Raw genomic sequence first — 26,354 nt, forward strand, 5'->3', positions numbered from 1 at the left:
TTGAATTCATCACTGAGTTATTATTTAAAAATAAAATAAAATAAAATAAAATAAAATAAAATAAAATAAAATAAAATAAAATAAAATAAAATAAAATAAAATAAAATAATAACATAAAAAACACCTGTCAGTCACATAGCAATAACTGGCAGGTGTGTGTACTAACAATGAATAGAGAGTATAACCTTGAACGTCAATTTGATTCGTGATCTTTTTTATCACTTTCCGCTTGATAGAATACTGTACCCAATTTTATTCTTTCCCGTCCGGTCGATAAACGATGTCGGTTGGTATCCCGCAGGGAATAAACACAGCCACAATATTCCTGCTGATAAAACTCCTCACGTTTGCTGATTTCTATCATGCGGGAAGAACCGCCGCCCTTACGCCAATTATATTCCCAGTAGGTTAAGTCGGGGTAATGGGAAGCTGCACGGACGCCACATTCATTAATTTGTTGCATGTTTTTCCAGCGTGAAATACCCAGCGAGCTACTAATAACAGGAAAACCATGTTCATAAGCATAAAGAGCTGTCCGCTCGAAACGCATATCAAAACACATGGTACAACGAATACCGCGTTCAGGTTCATTTTCCATGCCTTTCGCACGTTCAAACCAGTTATCACGATCATAATCAGCATCAATAAAGGGGATCCCCATCTGCTCCGCAAAACGAATATTTTCATCTTTGCGCAATTCATATTCTTTTAGGGGATGAATATTCGGATTATAGAAAAATATCGTGAAATCAATTCCTGAAGCCAGCATAGCCTCCATCACCTCCCCGGAACAGGGAGCACAGCACGAGTGCAATAACACTTTATTGTGTCCGTTTGGTAGCGGAAGCGGGTTACGTTCATAGTTCAGTGACATAATATTCTTTACCTGATTCAGACAACAAAAAATCAGGGAGAGAACATAATTCCTCTCCCTGTGTTTATTGGGTGATTATCTTATCTTTTTCTTCTGCCTTACGGCAATGGTGGAAAAGAAAAAACGGTTTTTATCACATCAAGGTCTTAAGCACCCTGCACTTCTGGCAGTATCTGCCCGCCATCAACCACAATCGCCTGTCCGGTAATATATTTTGCTTCGTCGGAGGCAAGAAAACAGGCCGTATAGCCGATATCTTCCGGCAACCCTAAAACGCGCATCGGCGTTGTAGATTGAACATGCTGTAGATAATCTTCACCAAATGCCTTTAAGCCTTCTGTCATAATCATACCCGGCATAATGGCATTAATGGTGATACCCTGACCTGCATATTCCAGCGCCGCACTGCGCATAAATCCCAACTGACCCGCCTTACTGGCACCATAATGGCTGTAACCCGGAATACCTGTCATCTCCCCTGTCACCGATGATGTAAGCACGACCCGGCCATAATGTTGCTTCTCCATAACATTCAATGCAGCCTGAACCAATAAAAATGTTCCTTTGAGGTTGACAGTATTCACTAAATCCCAATCTTCAGCAGTCATGTCTTTAAGATAATGTTGCGGAAAAATACCAGCATTGGAGCACAGAATATCAAGCCTGCCATATTTTTCGACAATCTCATCAATCACATTTTTGCATGCCGCCTGATCCGTCACATCAAGAGGAATAAAATCAATATCCAGCTCTTTTGCAATCGCCTCGCCTCTTGCCCTGTTAGTACCGGAAATAATGGTAATGGCACCCGCTCGCTTAAATACCTGAGCAATACCCTTGCCAATACCTTTCGTTCCTCCGGAAATAAACGCAATTTTGTCCTTTAAGTTAAACATGGTCGTTTCCCTTTATATGAGTGGATACAGTATTTTTGTTACAAACAATATAATTTTTCAATATATTTTTAATAATCCAAACTGACAACAATAATAAACATAATAAATATATTAAAAAATATAAATTACAAATAAAAAAGACAGAAAATATCTATGGTCACCCTCTTTTTTGCAACACTGATTTTGATTTATGATGGGCTTGCTTAAATCTATCCGGCGTCAATATGGGCAAGGATGCCCGCGCCTCAATGAGTTCCGCGCCTGATACTCCTTTAAAAACCGCCCGGCTTCTATGAGCCATTTTTTTTGTTAGGTTTATCACCAGGCCGTCAGGCCGTTCATGTCATCAATTACCAGTCTTCGCAAAACCAGATAAGTAACTTCTTTTATCTATGATTACGTAGTCACTTAGTTCGACGTTATCAGGATGGATTAAACTCAGTTCGTTGGGTCGTTATTGCCCAAGCAATCCGAGCGAACTTATTCGCGAGTGCACAAGCAACCACACAAGAGTGTTTTTTTTGAAGCTGATTTTTTACCCATTCAGCCAGTCGCCCCGTTTGATGTGTTAGCCGCTGTATGTAGACTCGGGCACATTGCACCAATAAACGCCGTAAATTTTTATCTCCTCGTTTACTGATCCCCATCAGGGTATTCTTTCCTCCTGTACTGTATTGCCGAGGAACCAACCCTGTTGATGAGGCAAAATCCCGACTTTTAGCATATTGCTTGCCATCACCTAATTGAGACGATAAAACACTGGCAGTTATCGGTCCTATCCCCGGAATAGTCATTAGCCTTTGACTAGTATCATCACGAAAAAGCTCTTGAGTAAGTTCATTTTCAAGCTCAGTAATTTGCTCAACCAAGTAAAGATAGTGGGCATGTAAACGCATCAATAACTGAACTAAGTATGGGGGGAGTTCATTCTCTGCTAATACACCCGAAAGCCTTCTTATAATGGCAATCCCTTTAGGCATACTGACCCCAAATTCAAGTAGAAAAGCATGCATTTGATTGGTGGTTTTTACTTTATCTTTAATCAGTGACTCCCTGACTCGATGTAACGCTCTCATCGCCTGTTGAGCTTCTGGTCTGGGCTGAACAAATCGCATAGAAGGTCTGGATGCGGCTTCACAGATGGCCTCTGCATCAATAAAATCATTTTTATTACTTTTAACAAAAGGGCGGACAAATTGAGGGGAAATCAGCTTCGCTTCATGGCCGAGAGCACTCATTTTTCTTGCCATAAAATGAGCTCCTGCACACGCTTCCATCACAATACACGTCGATGGTGTTGAACCTAAGAATTCAAATAATTTGTTTCGCGTGAATTTCTTACGGAGAATGGCTTTGCCGTGTTTATCCTGACAATGAACGTGAAATGAATGTTTGCCGAGATCGATACCGATAATTGCAACAGTGTTCATGATAATGGCCTCTTTAAAAAGAATCACTCTGTCAGCATACTCCTACAGGGTGAGGGTGACCATCTTGTATCTTTAATCTGGTTTATTATGGTTAAGTTAGATTGGTAACAATCATGCAGTCAGATAACCATCAAGGGATTAAGCCCGTTAATGAGCTTTCGACGCATGATTGTGACTTTTCTTCGAGAAACCCGAACAGTTGCTTGAAACACAATTCGTATTTGCAAGAATGGGAGCCGAAGAACCATGACTAAAACGATTTGTATCGGTATTGATGTTGCCAAAGCTTCACTTGAAATTGCACTTGGTGCTCAGGGAACCGTAATGACATATCCAAATACCCCTGAAGGTCATGATGAACTAGCGGCTACACTGACCAACTATGAGATTGATTTAGTTGTATTAGAAGCAACAGGGGGTTATGAGGTATCCGTTGCTTGTGTTTTACAGACCATAGGGCTGGCTGTTGCTATCGTCAATCCCCGACAAGCCCGTGACTTTGCTAAGGCAATGGGTAACTTAGCCAAAACCGATAAAATAGATGCTCAGGTGCTGGCACAGTTAGCCCTGGTTTTATCTCAACGAACAGACCGGGATAAAATAGTCAGGATATTGCCCTCTGCTCAGCAACGAGTCTTGCAAGCCATGATCGCACGTCGTCGCCAATTGGTCGTACTTTCCATCTCAGAACGCCAAAGGTTGGGGAATTGCCATCCAGACATTCGAGAAAGCATCACTTTAATGATCAGCTTTATACAGGAACAGCTTAAGGTCATTGAATCTGCCTTGTCTAAACACATTAAAACCTATCATCGTTCCAAACTCGATTTATTATCTACAGTAAAAGGCGTTGGGCCTGCCACAATAGCCACTTTGATCGCTGATGTACCGGAGTTGGGTAAGTTAACACGCCGGGAAATTAGTGCCTTGATTGGTGTTGCACCGTTTAATCGAGATTCTGGATTTTTCCGGGGGAAACGAACAATCTTTGGAGGAAGAGCAATGGTGCGTCGAATGCTATATATGGCCACGTTAACGGCAATTAGATTTAACCCCGTTCTCTGCGCTTTCTACAAGAGATTGACCGAAGCAGGCAAGCCAAACAAAGTCGCCATCGTTGCGTGTATGCGTAAATTACTGGTCATTCTCAATGCAATGATAAAAACAAATAGACCGTGGGACGAATCATTCCACACGGTGTAAAGTGAAAGACAGTTGCTCATTAACCGCCTTGCTAAAAATAGTCTTTTTTGTGATCGGGCGCATAAAATAAACACAATCATGATTTTGTCAAAGTTGTTACCTATTTTTTTATTTTTATCTCATGATGTTACGAAAAAAAACACCTTTTATGGATAAACATTAAGTGGTTCGATACACTAATCACATACGCTATCTAAGAATATTATTTTTCAACCGAAATCATTTTAACTTTTTACGCTGCTATTGTCGGATACCATTTTTTATTTCACTTGATTTAACTTGGCCTTTACTCCTTCTTTACTTATTATTGCCTTCATTTTATTTATCACGGATCAGTCGATATATTCGGACAACAGAGTCCCTTCAAATTATCGGAAAACAACCTATTGCGTCCTTAATTAGGTCATGTATTAAATGGTTAGTTGCTGTGATATGCTTCCGGCTTTTTAAGGATGAAGTATGGCCAAAGTTGATGTCTATTGCCGTTATTGCCACAAATCAGAACAGGTCAAAGGACATGGGAAAGGAAATGGCGGACATCCTCGTTATCGCTGTTATAGCTGCTGTAAGGTCTTTCAGTTGGCGTATACCTATCAGGCCTGCAAACCCGGCGTTAAAGAACAGATTGTCGATATCGCGATGAATAACGGGGGAATTCGTGACACCGCTCGGATCCTGAAAGTCGCCACCGCCACCGTCATGAAAACATTAAAAACCTCAGACTCCGAAACGTAACGACACTTCCCCTTGCGGAATGTGGCATCCAGATTGTCTGTGAAATCGACGAGCAATGGTCGTTTGTCGGCAATAAGAAAAACCAACGCTGGCTTTGGTATGCTTGGGAACCCCGCCTGAAGCGAATAGTGGCTCATGTTTTTGGCGATCGCAGTCGAAAAACGTTAGACAAGCTGCTTACCCTCTTATCTTCCTTTACTATTCGGTTTTACTGCACGGATGACTATGTTGTTTACGACCCACTTCCCGAGGAAGAGCACTTGACTGGAAAGGCGTTTACTCAGCGTATAGAGAGAACGAATTTAACGCATCGTACCCGAATCAAAAGGCTGAATAGAAAAACCATTGGGTATTCAAAATCGGAAGAAATGCACGATAAAGTGATAGGAACCTTTATTGAACGTGAACATTATTTTTAATACCTAATCTAATCATTTAATACATGACCATTTTTGGGGGTCAGGGAACAATAAAGGCTTAAACATTTTATTTTTATACTTTCCTATAGCGCCATAATAATCCCATCTTTTTAGTGCATCATCTTTACTTATAGGTTGAAGCTGAGGTAAATAATCAACTCCATTTATAGCCTGATAAAAACCAAGTAGATTTGAAACCAAATCTTCACCACTGTACCCACTATCTGTATACCAATTAAAAGGAAAAGAATCTTGATGTGCTTCAAATAGATGAGTTGTATGCATCATAATAGTAAGGGCAACTCTTTTTTTATCGTGTAAAGATAGTCCTCTTCTTACTTTCCATCTTGTTATTTTAGATGTGCCATATTTTAATCCAAGCCCCATGTATTGTGTGTACTTAATGGTAAAGTATGGTTCTTTAGTATCATCACCTGAATTTATAGCGGCCATTAACATTCTGGCATCATTACCTTTTGAATGCCCAGTATCTACCCATCCTAATTTTTCGGTATAAACTAACCTTCCTTTTATTACATCACTTCTACTACTCATGGAACCTCCTGTAATTTAGTTAAATACACTATAAAATTTTAGAACACATAATAGTACATAAAGTAATTAATCGGCTACTTAATAGAAGACTCTTGCTGGATTAACACAAAGTTACAATTTTGTTGTTTTACGTTAAAATGTAGGCTTCTATAGTATATGATACTATAATTACATAGTAGATTAGTAAATCCCAATCTCACTTTTTAGTAAGGATATATGATTTATATAAAATAACGTTAGATTGAAAGTGTGTAAGTTTTCTTCATTGAAAGTAATACTGAAAATAAACTATTCCCATAGTTAAATATTTAAAGCCCACATCATAAAATAATGGGGAGAGATGGGGATTTAAGCGGTCATGTATTAAATGATTAGATTAGGTATTAAAAATAATGTTCACGTTCAATAAAGGTTCCTATCACTTTATCGTGCATTTCTTCCGATTTTGAATACCCAATGGTTTTTCTATTCAGCCTTTTGATTCGGGTACGATGCGTTAAATTCGTTCTCTCTATACGCTGAGTAAACGCCTTTCCAGTCAAGTGCTCTTCCTCGGGAAGTGGGTCATAAACAACATAGTCATCCGTGCAGTAAAACCGAATAGTAAAGGAAGATAAGAGGGTAAGCAGCTTGTCTAACGTTTTTCGACTGCGATCGCCAAAAACATGAGCCACTATTCGCTTCAGGCGGGGTTCCCAAGCATACCAAAGCCAGCGTTGGTTTTTCTTATTGCCGACAAACGACCATTGCTCGTCGATTTCACAGACAATCTGGATGCCACATTCCGCAAGGGGAAGTGTCGTTACGTTTCGGGGTCTGAGGTTTTTAATGTTTTCATGACGGTGGCGGTGGCGACTTTCAGGATCCGAGCGGTGTCACGAATTCCCCCGTTATTCATCGCGATATCGACAATCTGTTCTTTAACGCCGGGTTTGCAGGCCTGATAGGTATACGCCAACTGAAAGACCTTACAGCAGCTATAACAGCGATAACGAGGATGTCCGCCATTTCCTTTCCCATGTCCTTTGACCTGTTCTGATTTGTGGCAATAACGGCAATAGACATCAACTTTGGCCATACTTCATCCTTAAAAAGCCGGAAGCATATCACAGCAACTAACCATTTAATACATGACCAATTACACAGCTGATGGTCGTTTTGCTTGTACCGTTCACACCAAAAATATAATTGATGCGGCGAAGATCACTGAGCCTTGCTGGACTCATATAAGTCGCTATGGGCGGATTTATTTGGATTTCGCCGATCATACCTTCTCCTTAGATTTCGCCAGAAAAGGCTTTTTGGCTCAATGATGAAAAAGAAGCATCACAACCATCAAGAGATGCATTTAAACTGTCAATGTACTTTTGTACTCTCCAATAAATTGATCTAAATTTCTTTTGCAGTGGCAAATCGGGGAAAATTGCATCCGTAGTCTCGAACTTTCCCTTTGAAATATTCAACATAGAGCCACTAGTTCCAGTCGCCTGAGAGGTCAGCTTTCCTTTGAATCTAGGCTCCCAAATCAAGTAGTTTAGATATTCGGGCAATAGTATATTTTCACTTGTTTTTACATTCCAAAGCTTATCTGGTAAAAAAACATTATTGTTATCTTTAGGGACTATGCACGTTGCTGCGACAAGATCTCTAGTGTTTGCTCGACTAAAAAGAAGATCACCTTTTTTAGGAAATACTAACTTCTTATCTGCAGGAATATCTTTTTCATAAACAAATTTATTTTCCTGAGGATTAAATTTGCCACTAGTTACCGCTGAAATTTTTAGCACCCCATACTCTCCCTCATTACAAGGATAGCTTTCGCCTTTTGCACTCCATCCGGAGATGATCGATTTAATGCCGTCCACCAATGGCCTAACCTCCCACCCCTTCGGATTCGTCACCGGATCACCAAACATATCCAGAAACACGGCGCGGAGGAATTCATTGGCAAGCTGGATGGCTTGCTGGCGTTTGCGGCGGATGGCACCGGCTTTATCGAGAATAGCGGCAATACGTTTTTGTTCTGTTAGGGGTGGGAGAGGGATTTCCAGATCCTTGAACCTACCTACATCCAAGTTCGAAATATTTGTGGTTTGACGGCCACAATGCCTGATTCTATGCTGCGTAGACGGACTACTAATCCAGTGGTAAAGATATCTGCTATCAATAACCCTCTGCTTCGCACGGACTATAGAGATAAATCCCCCAGCTGTGGCCTGATAATTCAGCTTTGGTACGTAACTGGCCTTTCCCACAAGCTCCCAGCTATTAGCTGATGAAATCAAAATATCTCCTTCACACAGAGCCTGTTCCTTTCTCTTTACTAGCTCCGAGGGAATAGCAATCAGATCACTTTGCTCGAGTCCTTCAACCTGAACATTTTTAGTACGCATAACCACAGTAGAGTTGGAAGATAAAGGCTCTACCAGGTCATCAGGCTTGAAGGTCACTCCACGAATGAACGATATAACATCGTCCAATTTAGCTTGAGGCCAACTCACAGCATCCCCTCCAGTGCATCCAGATCCGCCATAATCTCGCTTTCCAGCGTTTTCAGTTTGTTCAGAATCGTCTTCGGGTCCTCAAAAGCTTCTTCCTCATACACCACTTCCTTATAACGATTGATGGAGAGGTCGAATTTGTTGTCGACAATATCTTTGGCGTCCACCACGAATGCTTTTTGAGTTTTATCGCCAAAGGCTTTGTTAATATCTTTGGCTAAAGCGTTCCTCTCAACCAAGGCAATATATTGCTTCCACTTGGCAATAGCTTCGGGCAGGTCGTTGCTGCCTTCGCCTTTTAACGGCGTTCTTTTATCATCTAATGAATAGCTATCAGTTTGCAGGTCATAGAACCAGACACGTTCAGTGCTGCCACCTTTAGTAAACATCAAAATGGCCGTGCTGACACCTGTATAGGGTTTAAACACGCCGCTGGGCAAACTCACAATACCTTCGAGCTGGTTATTTTCAATCAACTCCTGACGCAGTTGCTGGTGTGCCTTGGAGGAGCCAAACAGCACGCCATCGGGTACGATGACGGCTGCGCGGCCACCGAGTTTGAGGGCGCGCAGGATATGCGCCACAAACAGTAGCTCGGTCTTTTTGGTTTTCACCAAGCCCAACACATCGGGATTGGTATTGGTTTCGTCCAGGCTACCTTTAAATGGCGGGTTGGCGAGGATGACATCAAAGAAGTTTTCTTCCTGCTGCGGGAAGTTTTCTTTAATGGATTTACTCAGGCTATCCTGATAGAGGATATTAGCTCCATTTACCCCGTGCAAAGCCATATTCATGCTGCTGACGCGCAACATAGTCGTGTCGAAATCGAAACCCCAGAACATCTTTTTGTTGATATGGTCACGGTAAGGCTCTAACAAGTCGCCGGTGTAGTGTTTGTTACCGTCGTCGTCTTCAAGAATGCCGAACTCACTGGAATGCACGCGGTTGAGATATTCCATGATGCGAGTGAGAAATCCGGCTGTACCACAGGCCGGGTCGCAGACAGTATCAGTGGGCTGAGGATTAATCAGTTCGATCATAGCGTCGATAATATGGCGAGGCGTGCGGAACTGGCCATTGATACCGGCTGTGGTAAGTTTACTGAGCAGGTATTCGTAAATATCGCCTTTTACATCGCTTTGGGTTAGAGGCAGTTCATCCACCATCTCTACTGCACTGACGAGCACCGATTCATTTTTAATTTCAAGATCGGCATCCTGCATGTATTCACCGATATGCCCCAAAGCTTCGATGGCACTACCGTCGTTGCCCAGACCATCTTGTTCATCGGACTTTTTGCCAAGTTTTGCAAAGTAAGGGAAAACATTTTGCTTAAGGTGTTTATGCAGTTCTTTGCCACTGAGATTTTTAAAGTTTTTCCAGCGCAACAATTGCCCTTCCGGTGTATTGGGAAACAGGCGATCAAAATCTTTACCTGTACGGTTCGCTTTGCGTTCGGCCATGTCTTCCTGCATGTCGAGCATACGGGCGAACATCAGGTAGCTGATTTGCTCGATCACGGTTAAGGGGTTGGTGATACCGCCGGTCCAGAATTTTCCCCAGAGATTGTCGATATCGTTACGTATTTGGCCTGTTAGCATTGAATAGCTCGCTTAATGATTTTCTGCTGTTTCTGATTCGATTGGCGCTGCGCTTAGCACATTGCCCTGTGCCGTGTTTTCCAACTGGCTTGGCTCTATCTCTTAAGCCAACTCATCCATAGGTTCGTCTGCCGGATCTTTCACCTGTTCTTTCGTCTGCTCATCAATAGGTTCAACGATCAAGGTCAGGCGCTCGGTTTCGAAGTCTATATGTGCAGCCTCCAAGTGGGGCAGGCTTTTACTGACTTTGGCAGAGAGTTGACTGAACCGATCCACCTTGCCATACAAGCCTTGCTGTCCTACCAGCGCTTTGACGGTGCTGTTGTAGTGGTTGCTGACGGTACTCAGGGTGCCACCTAATTTACTTAAACGCTCGGCTACAGTACACACTGAGTTGTATATATCACCTGCTTTTTCGCTGATTTCGCGGGCTTCGGCATTGCTGCGTTCAATCATCCACAGATTGGACACTGTGCGCAGAATGGGAATGAGCGTGGTATGGGAGACCAATACAATACCTTTTTTGTAGCCGTATTCGAACAGGTTTTTGTTATCTTTGAGCGCCTCGATATAGGCAGGCTCAATGGGCATGAACATGAGCACAAAGCTGGGGCTACGCATACCAACAAGGTTGGTGTAATCCTTGAATGCCAGATCATCAATGTGCCTGCGTACCGCTTTAACATGTTCGCTCATGGCCAGTTGGTATTCTTCCGGTGATTCTGCACCCACAGCCCGGTCGTATGCGTTCAGTGCTACCTTACTGTCGATGATGATGTGCTTACCATCGGGCAGCTTTATCAGATAGTCTGTCTGCTTTTGCTTGCCTTCTGCATCTCTGAATGAGCCTTGAACTTCATAGTGCGCCTCTTCCATCAAGCCACTCATTTCCAGGGTGCGACGAAGCTGTGCCTCGCCCCAGGCTCCGCGCTTCTGAGAATCCCCTTTCAGCGCAGAAGTGAGGTTATTGGCTTCTTTGCTCATTTGCAGGCCAATTTCCAGTACCTTTTTAATCTCGGCATTGAGGCTGGTATTGCCTTGCAACGAAGCATCGTGTACTTCGTTTATACGCTTTTGGAAGCCTTCGATCTGTTCGCGGAAAGGCTTGAGCATAGTGTCGATACTGGCCTGACTGGTATGGGTAAAGGTTTTGCCTTTTTCCTCGAAAATTTTATTGGCCAGATTCTCAAACTCTTTGGTGAGCGATTGCTTGGTTTCACTGAGCTGCTGCATTTGCTCTTTAAAGTGTTCTTCTTTGCGCTCCAGCGTGGTTTTAAGCTCAGTATACTCGTTACTGAGCGACTGATAGTGCTCCTGAATCTGATCATAACGCTGTTGTTGATCTACAAGGGTCTGTTTGACGTCTTTCAGCTGCTCGCGCGCTTCGGTATTGGATGCCTCCAACTCTTTGGCCTTTTTGCCTTCTTGTGCCAGCTCATCTTTGAGTTGGCTCACCAAGGTGCGTTCTTGCTGAACGTTCTGCTCACATTTTTCCAGACGGTCTCGTAAATCCTGCGCTTGTTCTTTCAACGCTCGGTTATCGGCTTGAGCGGTTTCTAGTTGCTTTTCTGTACTATGGTGCTGCCCTCGTAACTCTTCCAGCGTTTTCTGTAAGGATGCCAGCTCGCCTTTACGCTCGGCTAATGCGTCATTCAGGCGTTGTTCTGTGACCTTTGCATTGGTCTGTTGCGTCTGTAGCTTGCTTTCCGACAGTTCTTTCTCGTGCAGAGTGATACCAAGCTGCTTGAGCTCATCCTGGTATTTCTGGTTTTGAGTGTTGGCCAGCTTAAGGGCTTGATCAGCCTGTTGCAATTGGGTGTTGAGCTCAGTGTTCTTACGTCCTAGCAGGACCATAGCCAGCAGATAGCCAAAAGCAGCGAGAACCAGGCCCGCCACAGAGGCAATAATCATGAGTTTAGTCGTCCATTCTAGTGATTGCATGGTCACTCCTGTGTGCTCTCAGGCTGTGAGCCTAACAATTTAGGTTCAGCCTTGATAAAAGGTTTTAGTACGGTGATTAACTCACCCACGTCATCGGCGGTAAATACGCCGTCAATACCCTCGTGCGAAACTGAGGTAAAAGGCGCATCGTACAGTTTTTCGATCCTGATCGAGCCGTGCTGGGCGATGTAGTTTTTCAGTAGGTTCATAAAGCGCACTTGCTGTGCTGTAAGTGTTGGGTGGGCGTGCAAAAAGCTCTTGAAGTGGTCTTCGATGGCTTGCGAGTCCAGCCCGATAATTTCACGCACGGTCAGGTGTAGTTGATCGGCAGTGCGGCCATAGAATTCATTCAGCACCTCCAAACTCACACTGGGGTGGCTGGTGAGTATGGTCGAGGTGAGGGTTTTTAATTCTGGTTCGGCAATAGATTCGCCTTTACGGATTTTCTGTAACGTGGGGTTGGCAGCTATCATCTGATCTAGAATATCTTTGAGTCTACGGCGGTAGATCATGGCCTCGTTGGCACCTGCGATTGTTACCTCACGTTCTTTTAGTTGCAAACCGGTGTCACCCGTTTTTGTTGCTGGTATAGCGTACAATCCACCGCTAACGGTTTGGCGATATTTCATGATGCCCCGCAACTCTTTGCGAGCTTTTTCCAGCTTATCGATAGTCGGGTTTTGCCAGAACTCGGCACTGCGCACTTCTGCTATAACCACATCTTTCTGGCGCACTGCCTGAATGTTAACGGCCAGCTTATTAAGTTCTGCCAACAGCAGCTCTCGACCATCATCAAAACAGCTGGCTTGCTCTACTAGGCAGCGTTCTATGGTGGCCATGAGCTTATCCAGATAAGTCGCATGTTTGTCGCGCAATACACGGGCCGACATTAATGGAGCGATGTGATTGGCCAACTGATGCTGAGTTTTTGCATCAAAGCGCTTCAGTAGATCGGTTTGCTGTAACTGGTGTACGACCCGCAATTCACGTTTTACTGCAATACTAGTATCTGGCAGGTCGTTAATATCGGCACGCAATAACTCAATGGCAGCATCGAAGGCGGCTGCATGGTTTCGCTGTAAGGCGGCCTGAGCCAGCTCAATCCGGGATTCGAAGGTAGTTTGCAGCAAAGATTTTCCGCCAGTGTCTTCTGGCTCCTGATATTCCTCTTCAAAGAAAGCGAAGTTAGCGTAATGGTCAAAAATCAGGAATTCGGTTTTGTGTTTGCCAGGCCCGAAAAGATTGTGCCGTAGACGCGTACCTCGGCCAATCATCTGCCAGAATTTCACCCAACTTTTCACAGGTTTGGCGAAAACGAGATTAACCACCTCAGGCACGTCGATGCCTGTATCAAGCATGTCGACCGAAATAGCGATGCGAAACTCGTTGTCAGCCTTTTTGAACTCTTTGATCAGGCTTTCCACATGGGGAATGGAATTATGGATGACCTTGCATACCTTAGTACCGTACTGCGGATACAGCTTGCAGAACAGTTCTTCCAGATGCTCAGCGTGATCCTGGCGTTGGGCAAAGATGATAGTTTTACCGACCAGGGAGCCAGTTTCATCTTTGATGCCATTGTTTATCAGGTTTTCCAGAATAATGCGGTCAGTATCTTCACTGAAGATCTTACGGCCAATGTCTTTACCTGCAATAGTGGTATTACGGGCCTCTTCCTCGCCCAAGTCTTCTTCGAGTTGGCGCTTCTGCTCTTCGGTGAGGTTATTGTAGTGAATACCATCACGCAGGAAATCAGTGGTAAGATCTTTAACCCGAAACGGTACCAAATACGGTGGTTCGTTGTTAATCGCTGCATCCAGCCCGAACTCAAATGTTGGGTCAGTGGTTTCGCAGTCGAACATATCGAACGTATTGCGACTGATAAATTTCACCGGGGTCGCGGTTAAGCCCACTTGAAGGGCATCGAAGTAATCGAACAGATCGCGGTATTTGTTGTAGATACTGCGATGGGATTCATCGGCAATGATCAGATCGAAGAAGCCTACATCCAATTGAGAGAAGCGGTTCATCATGCCGGGGTAAGTGGCAATATAGATACGCGCACTTTTATCAATCTTGTTGGTTTCACCAATCACACAACGCGGCTCAGAGGGTAGATTTTGCTTAAAAGCATCGTCGGCCTGTACCCGCAGTTCTTTGCGATCACACAAAAACAGAGCGCGCTTGGCCCAGCCAGTACGAAGCAGTAATTCAGCCAGTGCAATGGCAACACGGGTTTTTCCTGTACCGGTCGCCTGAATAATCAGCGCCTTGCGGCGCTGACTTTGAAAGTGTGCCGCGACTGTTTTGATGGCTTCGATCTGATAAGGACGGTCAGCAATGCTGAGCTCTGGGTTGAATTTTTCCAGCTCAGCGGCACGGTAATGGCGCTGGTAGATCAGATAATCCAGGCTGTCCTTACTGTAGAAGCCATACACCGGACGATAGGTGTTGTACTGATGATCATCCCAAATGAAGGTTTCGTAACCGTTGGAATAGAAAATCACCGGGCGCTGGTAGCCCATGTGTTCAAAGGCATCGGCATAGAGGCGAGCCTGCTCACGACCTGCTTGAAGGTTGGTATTGCCGGATTTTTTCGCTTCGATAACAGCAAGCGGATGACCGTTATCACCCCATAGCACATAATCCACATAACCCTTGCCTGAGGGATTATTGGGAAAGATCACTTCAAATTCATGGCTAACCTGATCGGGGTTCTGGATATCCCAGCCAGCTTGCAACAGCATGGCGTCGATCAATAGTGCACGGGTTTTGGCTTCGTTCCATTGCAGGCTGTCGGCCACTAACTGGCTCTGCTGCCGGCGTTTTTGTCGGTCAGACTTGGCGGGTGGCTCAAGCTTGTCGATATTTCGGGTGCGCTCACGTTCCAGCTGCTCGATCACCCTTTCGAGTTCTTCCTGCTGCTTTTGCAATTCTTTTTCGTAGCTTGAAACGGATTTTTGCAGTTGGTTCAAAGTTGCCGTAGGGTCTTTTATATCGACAAAAGAGGGGATCTGGTCCTTCTTTTTGTTGTAGTACTTAATACCCATATACATGGCCAACTGGTGCGCCGTGCCCAATGCCATTTGAGCATTACGCAATTCGCCTTCTGCACCATGGGCGGTATCGTTACCTTGAATACGCAAAAAGTTGATCTGGTGAATCAGTGACTTGCTGACGCAGTCTTCAAAAACCGGGTTTTTGATCAGCTCATAGAAGTTGGATTGCGGCATGTGCGGCAGCAGTTCTTCCTTATAAATGGCCTTGGTCAGTACTTCAGCAAAGCTGCGCAGGCGGGTCAGGGCACTACCCGGATCAATATGCAGTACCGCCTCGGCGAAACTACCGAGGTTGGCAAGAAAATCATTTTCAGGTCGCAAGAATTCGAAGTTCGCTGATTTCATCAAAATTATTTTGTCCATATATTCTGTCCATACCTGCATCGTCTCTACGTACAGAGAGTTTTAGCAAAGGACGTGCCAATTTTATTTAATCACTGGGAAATACCGTATTTTTCCATCCAATTGTTCAGTGTCTGGTAGTTTTTCAGCCCCAGCAGCTGTGCTGATCGGGTCTTGTTTTGGCCACTATGATCCAACGCCTTACGTATATAAGTCGCAGCAACGCTGCCAATTATACATTGTATATCAATACCTTGAGATATATCCATATTCATCAACCCTGTTTCCGGCTCTGGCATATGGAACAACGCCTGACGGATATCAGCGGCGGTAATATCGTCACCTTGGCACCATAGAGCTGCTCGCAGCAATGTGGACTGCAATTCACGCACATTTCCTCGCCAAGGGCATTGAAGGATAAGATTTTTTGCATCAGGAGAAATTTTCTTATGCCTAAGCATCGAGTCATGGATACTCATCGCTTTGACCAAGCTATCTGCCAGTAATGACAGATCTCCATCACGCTCCCTCAGGGGCGGTAGATGTAGTACTCCAACAGCCACCCGATAGAACAAATCCTCCCTAAAGCTACCATTGGAAACCGCTTCTATCAGGTTGCGGTGGGTCGCCGTAATCAAGCGGACATCGACCTTTTGCTCTTTGGTGCCGCCCACAGGGATGAACGTCCCCTCCTGTAATACGCGTAATAAACGCACTTGTATACTGGGTTCCAGTTCGCCAAATTCATCCAGAAATAGAGTTCCACCATTAGCTTGCTCGAATAAACCTGCCTTGTCGGCTAGAGCACCGGTGAAGGCGCCTTTCTTATGACCAAAGAGGACTGAATCGACCAGCTCGGTCGGAATAGCACCGCAGTTAACCGGCACAAACGGCTTGTTGGCTCTATGACTGGCATTATGAATAGCACGGGCAAAGAGCTCTTTACCTGTACCGCTCTCCCCATAGATCAACACTGGCACTTCACGTTCTGCCAGTATTTGCGCCTGCGCTTTCAGAGACTGCATGCGGGGGTTACGGGTGACAATGTTGTCGAAGGCTGCATTGATAGGGGCACTGGCCTCTGCCAGCTGGCTAATCTTTGCGCTGTCAATGCTTTTAGCAGCGGGCAGGTATTCCGCTGAAACCTCAAAGGGGATATCCACTTGTTGGACACCCTGCTCTAGTGATGATTGATAAAACTGACAGGGATAATGGGTTTTACCCAATAAGATCCACACAGCCTGCATGGCCGGTGTTCCTGGGCTTAACAAGAGGGATAACTCGCAGCCCTCTACGGTAAGCTTAGATAGCTGCTGATTGGCCTGAACATAGATTTCACCGAAGTTAACAGGTGAAGATAGCGAAATGGCGTGAGCACAGATAGGCGTGGTAACTAGCTCCTGCAACCAAGCCAGATAGGACCTCACCTGATCTTCCGGGTAGTTGTAAAGCAGTTCTACGGCATCAAACGCTTGTGCTGTAAGAGTCGCAGCAATCGGCCCAAGCGCCTGACCATCAGCTCCGGTGCTGCCGGTGGCTTTGAGGTCGTTCCCCCCAATCCAGCTGACCAGTGTATGGGGCTTAGCCTTGCACATCCGTGAACTCCAGCATATCAGCCACCTCACATTCAAATAGGCGGCAAAGTTTATCCAAAGCCTCAATGTCGATCTTTTGCGCAGATTCTTTGTACATCAGCGTTACAGTATTCCTGCTAAGACCGGTTTCACGCAAGACGTCGGAAATTTTCATTTTTCGCTCTCCCATCAGGCGAGCGAGATGGCAACGTATCATGGCCTGACTCTACGATGTACACAATTAGGTCTAATAATATCCCAAAATTCTGAAAAAATTAAAGATTAACTGAAATATTTACGCGTAACGATAAAAAGTCGGGCTATATCGATTAATTTTTGATCGTTAGTTGTATGCAACAAGCTAACTCAACTCAGTAGCAGCTATAAGATGGCTGCGGATCTTAGATATGCCTCTGGTGCTGATGTCAGACCGCTATGAATGCTGTCATTGATATCAGCAGCTTACTTGTTGAACAACACTCTACAGTGATCAAGGGGTATTTATCCTAGGCTTTATGTGATGAGATGAAAACTGAGGGGATCACACTGATCACCCATGTTCGTCGTAATATGAAAGCCAAATTTTTATCACTTTGGGACAGGGTTATGTTAAGAACGCGGTTTTTGATAGAGACAGTGAATGACCAATTGAAAAATATTTCTCAGATAGAACATTCAAGACACCGGAGCGTAGTCGGCTTTTTACTGGAGGTTGTATCGGGACTTATTGCTTATACATTCCAACCCAAAAAGCCGAGTTTAGGTTTACGTGATTCTGAAATTGGGATGCTTAAACAAAACTGAGGTTTTTCAGATAGAGCATTCAAGGCATCGCAGTCAGCTTGGTTTTTTATTGGAAGTTGCTGCCGGCCTTATTGCTTATATATTTCAACCTAAAAAACCGAGCTTGAATCTACGGGATAATGAGATCGCTATTTTTAAACGAAGCTGAGGTCAATTTAGCTTACTCGTGCTCTAGAACGTTCCTGTTCACGAATTCGGGCCTCAATTTCGGCGTAAAGATTGGCCTCAGCGTTTTCTCTATCCGTTGCAGTAACAACTAAAGCATATGATTCGTGTTGACTATTGAGTGGAGCCCCCCACTCACGATCATTTCTAGTTACAACTACAAACCACTTTTCATCAGGAGAGCGACGCTTAAAGGTCCAACTAGATGATTGCACTGTACAGTGGTCACGTTGTTGTGCAGTAACAGAACGATTACTTGCCGCATCATCATTCCTGGATTTTGTGCCATCCTGTACATCATGATTAAAATACTGCTGGACATCCTGTAACGATGTTCCTTTTATGAGTCTATAGGATATTTGCGTAGCCGCATAATCCAGCCTGGTCGTTCTGACGGCTGGTGAATAAGCTAAAGTAATGTGCAGTTCTCGTACTGCCCGTTGAGTTCTTAAAAAGGAAGCGGGTAATGGAAGCTCAAAAAATTGATGTGTATTATTCACAATTTGTTCATCACACATCATAACAACTACTTCTTCTGATGAACGGTATAAACTATCTTCCTCGACGACTCCATATCCAACAACATCCCGAATAATGCTGCGGTTTCGAGTTGCTGACTCTGCTTTATAACACTCAACAACTTCTTCAGAAAATGTATTTTCCATCTGAGGAGTCAATACTGCATGGTTGACCAGCATCGCTCGCAACATATTGGCTGACATATCTGGATATTCATTTAGTAAACGTCCAGCAAGATGCGTTATATATGGTGCAGAAAAACTAGTTCCACTTTGTTCAGAGAAAAATGTGCTTCCTTGGAATTGATGGTGGCAGCTTAGAACGCCAAGTCCTTTGGCATGTTCTCGCCATTGGCCTCCGTCATTACGCATGGGGACGGCGAAATTACCACCATGAGCTACTATTTCCGGTTTAAAAGCTCCTTTCACTGACGGCCCGTGGCGTGTGAATGGTGAGGGTTGAAATTCCCCCGCAGGGCTTAAATGACTAATTTCATCCGCCCTACGTTGAGCATCAAATGTTGCATTGTGCCTGGCATAACTTCCTGTCGTGAGGACATTGAGTGCAGGGGCTGGATCGATAATAACGGAACTGTTATGGATTAAGTAACTTGGGTACTCAGCACGCCAACTTTCCTGTGGAACATCAGGGTCACTACTTCCGCTAAAGTTACCTGCAGAAACAACGAACAGAATGTTGTGACGACGAGCCAGCACATCAAGAACATAAGCAATTCCCCTGATATGCTTACCATCATATGGTGCATTTGCATTACCAAGTGATAAGTTAAATATACGACATCCTAAATCTACGAAATACTCTACAGCCTCAGTCAACGTTGTTTCGATCGTAGAAGTATCAAATTCCCCTTGAGAATTAAGGAGTTTTCCATTATATAACCACACTGATGGTTGCCAGAAATTACTGGCATCGCAGGCTTCAACATCACCATATAGCGCAATACCTGCAACAGCTGTACCATGCCCGCAATGGTCAAATTCGTCTTCATTAACCACAAAGCTGGCGCTTTCAGCTATAGCACTACGCAATAATGGATGTGCGGTATTAATTCCACTATCAAGAATACAAACTTTCGCAGCGTCAGGAGATGGGGAGGGGATGTGTGCAGGAATAACGTTGATATCTCTGTTCAATTTTTCGTACGAAATCCCGCTTGAAGGAAGCAAATCTACCATACGGACATCACGATGGGCTAGTAGTTTTTCAGCTTGCTCGCAATTTACTCGAACCCGATACATCAACAAGCTATCAAGATTAATTCGATCCAAACGGTGAATCATATTTTCCTGAAGCCAGTTTTCAAATTCTTCGCAGATCCGCTCTCGTGAAGGATGTCGTGTGGTTTCTATCGGCCAAAGCTCAACATCCAGACCGAATGATTCTAATTCAGGAAAACCATAATGCCTGACTGACCAGCTTTTGCGATCCTCACTAGACCAAACATCAACACTGTCCAATGCTGTTAGGATCTGCTGGTAGGTAATATGTCCATGTCCCAATTGTGACAGGTGCTCCTCAAAGAGGGCAATTCCTCGTTCATCAGCAAAAGCAATACAGATCGTTTTGTCTTCTTGGCTAACGAACTCGATACCATGCCTGTCCAGATGAGCAATATCTAACATCCCAGTATATTGTAATTTAAGCATGTACCGGCCATCATTATCTTTTCCTGGAATTTGCGGGGTAGCTAATTGCGTAATACCTCGTAATTGCTCAGACAACATGCTTCCATGCAGGCGCAAGTCGGCACGTGGTGTTCTCGGAATGTTAAACTGACGTGTGCGTCTAGGGTTCTGAAGAGATTCTTTCGCAATACTAAGATGTTTATATTGTTCCGTCATTTATTATCCCTGACGAGTTTTATTTACATTTTCCCGCAAGAGTGCATTCTTAAGGTCTTTCAGAGTTAAAAACTCTTGGCTACGTAAAATCATTCTTTTGATTGCACGTCTTACAATCCGTTCTAAATCGGCACCACTTTTTCCAATAAATAGTGAGAGCACGGCATCATCTTCAAGCTCAAACTGGCGACGTATACCACGAAGTTTTAGCTTCATCAATTCTAATAATTGATGTTTGTCGGGCAGTGGGAATTCGATTGCATCGTCAAACCGCCTCCAAATAGCGCTATCCAGAATATGCTCATGGTTCGTTGCCGCAAGAATCAAGCTTTTCCCCTGATATGCATCCATCATCTGTAGAACTGCATTCACGACCCGTCTTAATTCGCCATGATCCCCACTATCCCCTCGTTCTTTACCAATAGCATCAAACTCATCGAAAAGTACAACCATTGGATACTGAGAGATAAAATCAAATATTTGGCGTAGGTTAGCAGCAGTCTCACCAAGATAAGAAGAAACAAGAGTATCAAGCCTGACGATTGCCAAGGGCATATCCAACTCACAAGCAACTACTTCTGCTGCCAGAGTTTTACCGCATCCCGGAGGACCAAAAAAGATTACTTTACTAACAGCTTTCATTCCATAGCTGCGTAGCACATCAGCTCTGCGATTTTCTTCAAGAATCTCTTCGATTGCATCTGAACTTGATTCGGGTAGTACGATTTCATTCAGAGAACGGCTTGGCTGTTTAATATCCAGTAATGGTAGGCCTCTCTCTTTATCAACAGGCATCTGGGGAGCTGCAGGCACGCGGGAGGTCTGTATGGTGTGATCTCCATACAGGATATGTTCAAGATCATTCGCAAGAAGATGATGCTGTTTTTGTCGTTCTTCCTCAATGATCACTTCCGAAACACGACGGAAGGTCGCGACATCACCTGTCGCCCCAGCTTTTATAAGCTGTCTGAGAACCTTACCGTTTGCCATTTCTTTCCCCCAACAAACCAATGTGCACAAAATCTTGCTTTCAGTTTAGCATCGCCGCATCCCTATAAGAAGTTAGCTTTACCTAGATTTTTTGAATTGTTACAACTTTTTTCGGCTTTTTAGAAGGAACGATCGAAACGTCCTATATTTGAGACGTTCTCCCCGTAGATTAATGTGAGTAATGTCCGCTTGGCACAATGCCGACTGTTTTTATATGGACGTCCCGTAATATTCAACTTTTTTCAGTGACTCAGTTCGTGGCTAATTTCGCTTCACAGTCATATATCCGGCGTCTGGCAATCATTCCAATTTACTGCGCCATGGTGAAGTCCGAACCTTGCCTCCTCATCAGATTAACGGATTAAAAATCCTCAACAGTTTCAGGTTCTTGCAAGGCCGGATAACCGTTTAGCTCATCAACTGAAGTCAACTTTATTGAAAGTGAAACAAATTTATTCAGGCAAAGGCCTTGCTCACCTGAAACACGTCATTATTAACCATGATTGACCAGCATATTCTGGCGCATTTGCATTTATTGGCGTAAGCGACACACGCTTTATTAAATCCCCGCCGGTTAACCAAAGACTGCATCCAGTCACCCAGTGCATCGTGCCGTAACGTTCTGCGTTGCATGGCCGCTCTGGCGCCATGAATTAAAATACAACGCAAGTATCGATTACTATTTTTAGTGATTTTACCTAATTGAGTTTTCCCACCACTACTTGCTTGTCGGGGAACCAACCCTAGCCAAGCCGCCTGTTGCCTGCCGTTATTGAATTGCTTTCAATCACCGACATAAGCGATAAATGCAGAGGTGATTAGGGAACCAATGCCGGGAATAGATTGTAATTGCTGCCACTGTGCCGTTTGTGATGATAGCAATTTGAGGGTTTCTTCTATTTCCTCTGTTCGTTGGAGCAATATCAGCCAGTCTTCATAAAGTTGTTTCAAAATCCTACGTGCAATCACCGTTAATCCATTACTAGCATCCTCAAGTGCTTCATACAGCGATTGTCTCAGGGCAGCAGAGCGTTGCGGAAAAACGATGCCATATTCTGCCGCCAGTCCTCTGATTTGATTAGAGGTGGCAACGCGTTTTTGAACTAATGACTGTCGCACATGATGGAGAGCACAAAGGTCCTGTTGAGAAAGGTTTTTCACTGGCACAAAATTCATATCAGGCCGATTCGCAGCCTCACAAATTGCCAGAGCGTCATTAGCATCATTTTTATGGTTTTTGACGAAGGCTTTAACGTGCTGAGGGGGGATAAGGCAAACCTCAAAGCCAAGATGCCCAACCATCCGTCCCCAATAGTGGGCAGTGCTACAAGCCTCCATCGCAACCAAAGTCCCGGATTCCATTTGTCTGACAGCATCCAGTAGCCGATTGCGAGTCACTTTTTTATTAAAGACAACGTGATTACCGTCGAGCAAACAGAGCTGAAAGATCGATTTTGCTAGGGCGTGTTGACGTTTTGTGAAGGTAATCTGAACAGCATGATGATTGGGTATAATCAATTTCGCCAAAAACTCATTAAGCCTCATCATCATGCTACGAACTATGTTAACAGATCCCGTCTGGGATAAGCTATCTGCACTAATGCAACACACTGGGCTCGTTTATCATAAAGCCGAACATCGTCTTATCCTTGAGGGGATCCTTTATCGGATGAGAACAGGTATCCCATGGCGTGACCTGCCGTTGGAATTTGGTCGATGGAATACGGTCTTTGTGCGTTTTAATGCGGGGTCAAAAAAGGGCGTTTTAAATTTGATATTCAAAGGGTTATCTGGACTTGCTGATAGGGAATGGCTATTTATTGATGGCAGTATTGTTCGAGCGCATCAACACAGTGCCGGGGCAGCAACAAATGAAGAGGAAGCGATAGGCAAAAGCCGTGGCGGACGTTCAACGAAACTTCATTTGGCCGTAGACAGTCAGGGTTTACCCGTCCACTTTGAACTGTCAGGGGGGCAAACGCACGACATTAAGCAGGCGGAAAGTCTGGTGAATAACTCCCCGGCATCAGATTTTGTGATTGCAGATAAAGGCTATGATAGTGACGCCTTCAGAAATATCGTCGAACAAACAGGGGCAACACCCGTCATTCCTTATCGAAAAAACAGCCGAAAATCAGAAAAGCCCATAGACAAAGGGTTAAATCGTTACCGACATTTAGTGGAGAATGCCTTTGCCAGAATAAAACATTTTCGGGCTATAGCAACGAGATACGATAAATTAGAACGAAATTATGCCAGTATGTTAGCACTGGCATTTACTCTCGTTTGGTTACCAATGTGGGCTGATTGATTTATGAACATAAAACATCAACAGTCCCTAAATCAATACCAAGAATTTTATTACGCATGATGGACGCTCCCGTAAAATGAGTATGCTATTTCATTTTGGTACAATTGACGCCATGTGGGACGTCCATCTCATCAGATTAGGTTGCGCTCAGATCATCGATAGTGTCATATCGAGTCTTATTTGGTACAACTAACTCGCTTTTGTCCAGAAGCGAGTTATCGATAACATATTAATAATAACCTAAAATTCAAGATTGCTTTGCTCATATTCCAATGACCAGAGAAGCAGACCTTGTGTGCTCCAATACAACTTATTCACCCTCAATATTCTGGTAATACACCTGCCGAATATAACGTCCTCGCCCGTCACCATGTCCTAAATCCATCGAGACCAGTGCCAGCGCTTCCCGCTCACTGAATCCTTGCGCTATATAATGCTCTCCGGATTGCTGAGCAAAATGATAACGCATACTGTGTGGCGCTTTATTGCCGCTCAGTCCTGCACGTCTGACAATATAGCGGTAACGGTCTATGGCCTGAGTGATCGTCGGCTTATCAATCAGTTTGCCGCTATGTCCTGCCTGCTCTTGCTCCGCATAGGCAATGGCATGTTGCAGCGCTGCCCGATCCAATATGGTCGTCTGTCGAGACCGTCCACCTTTAGTACCGAACACCACCCGCACAGACGTATGCCCGTTTTCCAGTGCTTTCTTCCAGGTCGCTAACGATTTGTAGGCTTCCACCGCTTCTTTGGTACGCAGTCCCAGCACATACTCCAGTTGCATCACAGCCGCGACACTCCGGTCTTTTTGCTCCACCTGTTGAAAAATGTCCCGGAACGCAGCCGGTGCCAGCGCCATTTTAGTTCCCTTGCGGCTGGTATCCGCGATACCCAATGCCCGGTTACTCAGGCGAGCATTATCGGGATCAACCAGCTTATGCTTTCCCGCCTGCGCTAAAATGGCTCGCAGCACCGACATTTCATTTTGCAGTGTCCGGTGACTGAGATTGTTGGCTTTGCGCTCAGCCATATAGCGCTCAATATATTTCACCTTCAGGCTATCCATTTGCCGGAGTTTGATGCCATTGTTTTTCAAATAATCAAGGAACTGCCGGGCCATACGCTCACGATCCGCCACCGTAACAAAACTTCCGCCCGCCTGTCGGGCATGCGTGATAAAGGCTTTTCTGAACTGCTCAACCTTTGAACGTGTCGATCCCTGCGCCATTCCCGCCTCTCTTGCTACTTTTTCATTTTTAGTCGTTTTTAAAACAATTCCCTGCGTGTCGGTTCAGGTTCACCGTTCCGTGGTGCGTCAGACAATGTGTAGCAGGGCGGGATTGTGTTGAGTTATTGCAGGAGCTCGCGACGTGCTCAGCACAGCGATGACATGCTCCCCGTTCAGGGTCTGATCAGCTCAGGATGAACGCCTCATTATCTTGACGTGATGAATTTCTCCTTAATTTTTACTGCATCAGCCTGCTATCAGGCAGTGGGTTGAAAATCAGATATGACGATCGTTTATCAATCAAACAACAGGGTGGTTAATGGTCTATTTTTAGTGGTTTCACTGAGTAATGCAGGGTTCAAATCGGTCGTAAAGCCAGACCGGACGTGCTCTGGACGTTGGCCGCTTTGCGGCGTCACTTGGTAATCTCTGCGCTGTTACGCAAGTGACCCCGCATAACAGTGGACGCTGAAATCATTGACGCCCTCTGATCTTTTCGCGCAATCGCTGTACAGAGATCAGGACGTTTATTGTCAGTGTTCAAAACGCAGGTTAATGTTTTTCGGAACGAGGCAAAGAATGCTCTGCCCGTATTGCGTGATAAGCCGGTTGTGAATAACACCGGGTAACTTTCATCGCCGGACGGAGGGTTGTTGTCTGACGATATCTGCTTCCAAAAGTGCGCAGATGTACCGCAATCTTGCTCTCCCTTGCAGGCTACGAGAGTTTTGTTTTCGCCACTCAGAAGAGGTGATCCTTGCAGGCGATCAGATCACAGGTAGTCACATTCAGGATGGTAGCCTTTGTATCAGGCCGGGTCAAATGTCCCTTTTATCATCTCTGACAAACTGATCTTACGGAGAGAGAATAAGGTGTATGCTGGGCATTCAACGTCGAAGCGCAATCTGGCTTCCTTATTCTTTAATTTCTAAAGTTTTTTTATATTTAATACCGGTTAACTCTGACAAACCAACCTCTTTTCCCTCAGTGAGAAAGAGGTTTCTGCACCTCAGGTTGTACAGGTGAAGACAATGCTCACACATGTCAGTCACATTAGCCGGATTTCTGATTGCCTTGAGCGTCCTGACGGCGTATTTACCACACCGGCACCGCACGACATAGATGGCACTGTTTTTATGGTTACCCCGTTGTGATAAAGGGCGGACACCTAACACCGTCAAAAAGCCATATTCATAACCCTGGATCTGCATCAGTATGTTGATTAAATTGGGCTCTCTTTTATTTAAACGCAAATCATATGTGGTTTTATAAGGAATAAAATGACTGGATTGTTTTTGACTTTTTTTGCTCTTATCCTTTTTATCAGTATTGGTCATCACTTTCC

General features: G+C 44.5%; 20 protein-coding genes and 2 pseudogenes. 4 read left to right on the top strand and 18 right to left on the bottom strand.

Annotation, left to right across the window (positions count from 1 at the left end):
* Positions 1 to 193: 193 nt before the first annotated feature.
* The 3 genes from XBJ1_RS06030 to XBJ1_RS06040 all read right to left on the bottom strand — a co-directional run bounded on the left by XBJ1_RS06030 (position 194) and on the right by XBJ1_RS06040 (position 3,200).
* Positions 194 to 874 (bottom strand): epoxyqueuosine reductase QueH, encoded by a 681-nt coding sequence (locus XBJ1_RS06030; protein ID WP_038198543.1) that lies wholly within the window; start codon positions 872 to 874, stop codon positions 194 to 196.
* Between the two features lie 146 nt (positions 875 to 1,020).
* Positions 1,021 to 1,770 carry an SDR family oxidoreductase gene (locus XBJ1_RS06035; protein WP_012987936.1) on the bottom strand — a complete coding sequence of 250 codons (750 nt, stop codon included), beginning with the start codon at positions 1,768 to 1,770 and terminating at the stop codon, positions 1,021 to 1,023.
* Positions 1,771 to 2,192: 422 nt separating this feature from the next.
* Positions 2,193 to 3,200 carry an IS110 family transposase gene (locus XBJ1_RS06040; protein WP_012987937.1) on the bottom strand — a complete coding sequence of 336 codons (1,008 nt, stop codon included), beginning with the start codon at positions 3,198 to 3,200 and terminating at the stop codon, positions 2,193 to 2,195.
* Between the two features lie 246 nt (positions 3,201 to 3,446).
* On the opposite strand from XBJ1_RS06040, the gene XBJ1_RS06045 reads away from it, so the two are divergent.
* Positions 3,447 to 4,403, top strand: a complete 957-nt coding sequence (locus XBJ1_RS06045; protein WP_012987297.1) for an IS110 family transposase — start codon at positions 3,447 to 3,449, stop codon at positions 4,401 to 4,403.
* A gap of 459 nt (positions 4,404 to 4,862) precedes the next feature.
* Positions 4,863 to 5,557 (top strand): IS1 family transposase gene (locus XBJ1_RS20645; protein WP_143827632.1). Its coding sequence is split into 2 segments (ribosomal slippage): positions 4,863 to 5,118 and positions 5,118 to 5,557, totalling 696 coding nucleotides; the frame shifts between segments, so codons are not numbered across the junction.
* A gap of 12 nt (positions 5,558 to 5,569) precedes the next feature.
* Here XBJ1_RS20645 and XBJ1_RS06055 read toward each other — a convergent pair.
* The 9 genes from XBJ1_RS06055 to XBJ1_RS06090 form a co-directional block, all read right to left on the bottom strand.
* The gene (locus tag XBJ1_RS06055; RefSeq protein WP_012987939.1) at positions 5,570 to 6,112 is read right to left on the bottom strand and encodes a hypothetical protein; all 543 of its coding nucleotides are present in this window, start codon (positions 6,110 to 6,112) and stop codon (positions 5,570 to 5,572) included.
* Between the two features lie 383 nt (positions 6,113 to 6,495).
* Positions 6,496 to 7,190, bottom strand: a protein-coding gene (locus tag XBJ1_RS20650) for an IS1 family transposase (RefSeq protein ID WP_143827612.1) whose coding sequence is annotated in 2 segments (ribosomal slippage) — positions 6,496 to 6,935 and positions 6,935 to 7,190 — 696 coding nt in all. Because the reading frame shifts where the segments join, the coding sequence is not laid out codon by codon here.
* Between the two features lie 37 nt (positions 7,191 to 7,227).
* Positions 7,228 to 7,380 carry a hypothetical protein gene (locus XBJ1_RS21750; RefSeq protein WP_158304282.1) on the bottom strand — a complete coding sequence of 51 codons (153 nt, stop codon included), beginning with the start codon at positions 7,378 to 7,380 and terminating at the stop codon, positions 7,228 to 7,230.
* Positions 7,381 to 7,389: 9 nt separating this feature from the next.
* Positions 7,390 to 8,613 carry a restriction endonuclease subunit S gene (locus XBJ1_RS06065; RefSeq protein WP_012987941.1) on the bottom strand — a complete coding sequence of 408 codons (1,224 nt, stop codon included), beginning with the start codon at positions 8,611 to 8,613 and terminating at the stop codon, positions 7,390 to 7,392.
* Positions 8,610 to 10,214, bottom strand: coding sequence for a type I restriction-modification system subunit M (locus XBJ1_RS06070; RefSeq protein WP_012987942.1), 1,605 nt, complete (start codon positions 10,212 to 10,214; stop codon positions 8,610 to 8,612). Before XBJ1_RS06070 ends, XBJ1_RS06065 begins: the two co-directional genes overlap by 4 nt.
* A 102-nt stretch (positions 10,215 to 10,316) precedes the next feature.
* Entirely contained in the window at positions 10,317 to 12,155 is a 1,839-nt protein-coding gene (rmuC, locus tag XBJ1_RS06075) for a DNA recombination protein RmuC (RefSeq protein WP_038198550.1), read from the bottom strand.
* A 2-nt stretch (positions 12,156 to 12,157) separates the two neighbouring features.
* Entirely contained in the window at positions 12,158 to 15,598 is a 3,441-nt protein-coding gene (locus XBJ1_RS06080; protein ID WP_198408072.1) for a DEAD/DEAH box helicase family protein, read from the bottom strand.
* Between the two features lie 50 nt (positions 15,599 to 15,648).
* Entirely contained in the window at positions 15,649 to 17,151 is a 1,503-nt protein-coding gene (locus tag XBJ1_RS06085) for a sigma-54 interaction domain-containing protein (RefSeq protein ID WP_012987945.1), read from the bottom strand.
* On the bottom strand, positions 17,138 to 17,347 hold the full coding sequence (locus tag XBJ1_RS06090) for a helix-turn-helix domain-containing protein (RefSeq protein ID WP_012987946.1): 210 nt from the start codon (positions 17,345 to 17,347) through the stop codon (positions 17,138 to 17,140). Before XBJ1_RS06090 ends, XBJ1_RS06085 begins: the two co-directional genes overlap by 14 nt.
* 275 nt (positions 17,348 to 17,622) lie before the next feature.
* On the opposite strand from XBJ1_RS06090, the pseudogene XBJ1_RS06095 reads away from it, so the two are divergent.
* Positions 17,623 to 17,934 (top strand): annotated as a pseudogene (locus XBJ1_RS06095) (transposase); the annotation flags it as partial.
* A gap of 155 nt (positions 17,935 to 18,089) precedes the next feature.
* Here XBJ1_RS06095 and XBJ1_RS06100 read toward each other — a convergent pair.
* From XBJ1_RS06100 to XBJ1_RS06110, 3 genes and pseudogenes are all read right to left on the bottom strand, one after another.
* Positions 18,090 to 20,363, bottom strand: a complete 2,274-nt coding sequence (locus tag XBJ1_RS06100) for a S8 family peptidase (protein WP_230578713.1) — start codon at positions 20,361 to 20,363, stop codon at positions 18,090 to 18,092.
* 120 nt (positions 20,364 to 20,483) lie between these two features.
* Positions 20,484 to 21,470, bottom strand: a complete 987-nt coding sequence (locus XBJ1_RS06105; RefSeq protein WP_012987950.1) for an AAA family ATPase — start codon at positions 21,468 to 21,470, stop codon at positions 20,484 to 20,486.
* A gap of 456 nt (positions 21,471 to 21,926) precedes the next feature.
* Positions 21,927 to 22,958 (bottom strand): annotated as a pseudogene (locus XBJ1_RS06110) (IS110 family transposase).
* A 61-nt stretch (positions 22,959 to 23,019) separates the two neighbouring features.
* Between XBJ1_RS06110 and XBJ1_RS06115 the strand changes: the two are divergent.
* A complete protein-coding gene (locus tag XBJ1_RS06115) occupies positions 23,020 to 23,781 on the top strand; it encodes an IS5 family transposase (protein WP_012987951.1) in 762 nt (253 codons plus the stop codon).
* A 310-nt stretch (positions 23,782 to 24,091) separates the two neighbouring features.
* On the opposite strand, the gene XBJ1_RS06120 is transcribed toward XBJ1_RS06115, so the two are convergent.
* The 3 genes from XBJ1_RS06120 to XBJ1_RS06125 all read right to left on the bottom strand — a co-directional run bounded on the left by XBJ1_RS06120 (position 24,092) and on the right by XBJ1_RS06125 (position 26,346).
* The gene (locus tag XBJ1_RS06120) at positions 24,092 to 25,009 is read right to left on the bottom strand and encodes an integrase domain-containing protein (protein ID WP_012987952.1); all 918 of its coding nucleotides are present in this window, start codon (positions 25,007 to 25,009) and stop codon (positions 24,092 to 24,094) included.
* A gap of 296 nt (positions 25,010 to 25,305) precedes the next feature.
* A complete protein-coding gene (locus tag XBJ1_RS22735) occupies positions 25,306 to 25,428 on the bottom strand; it encodes a hypothetical protein (RefSeq protein WP_269763713.1) in 123 nt (40 codons plus the stop codon).
* 495 nt (positions 25,429 to 25,923) lie between these two features.
* Positions 25,924 to 26,346: a hypothetical protein gene (locus XBJ1_RS06125; protein WP_012987953.1), complete on the bottom strand. Its 423-nt coding sequence runs from the start codon at positions 26,344 to 26,346 to the stop codon at positions 25,924 to 25,926.
* Positions 26,347 to 26,354: the final 8 nt, after the last annotated feature.

It is taken from the genome of Xenorhabdus bovienii SS-2004, assembly GCF_000027225.1.
Taxonomy (GTDB): domain Bacteria; phylum Pseudomonadota; class Gammaproteobacteria; order Enterobacterales; family Enterobacteriaceae; genus Xenorhabdus; species Xenorhabdus bovienii_C.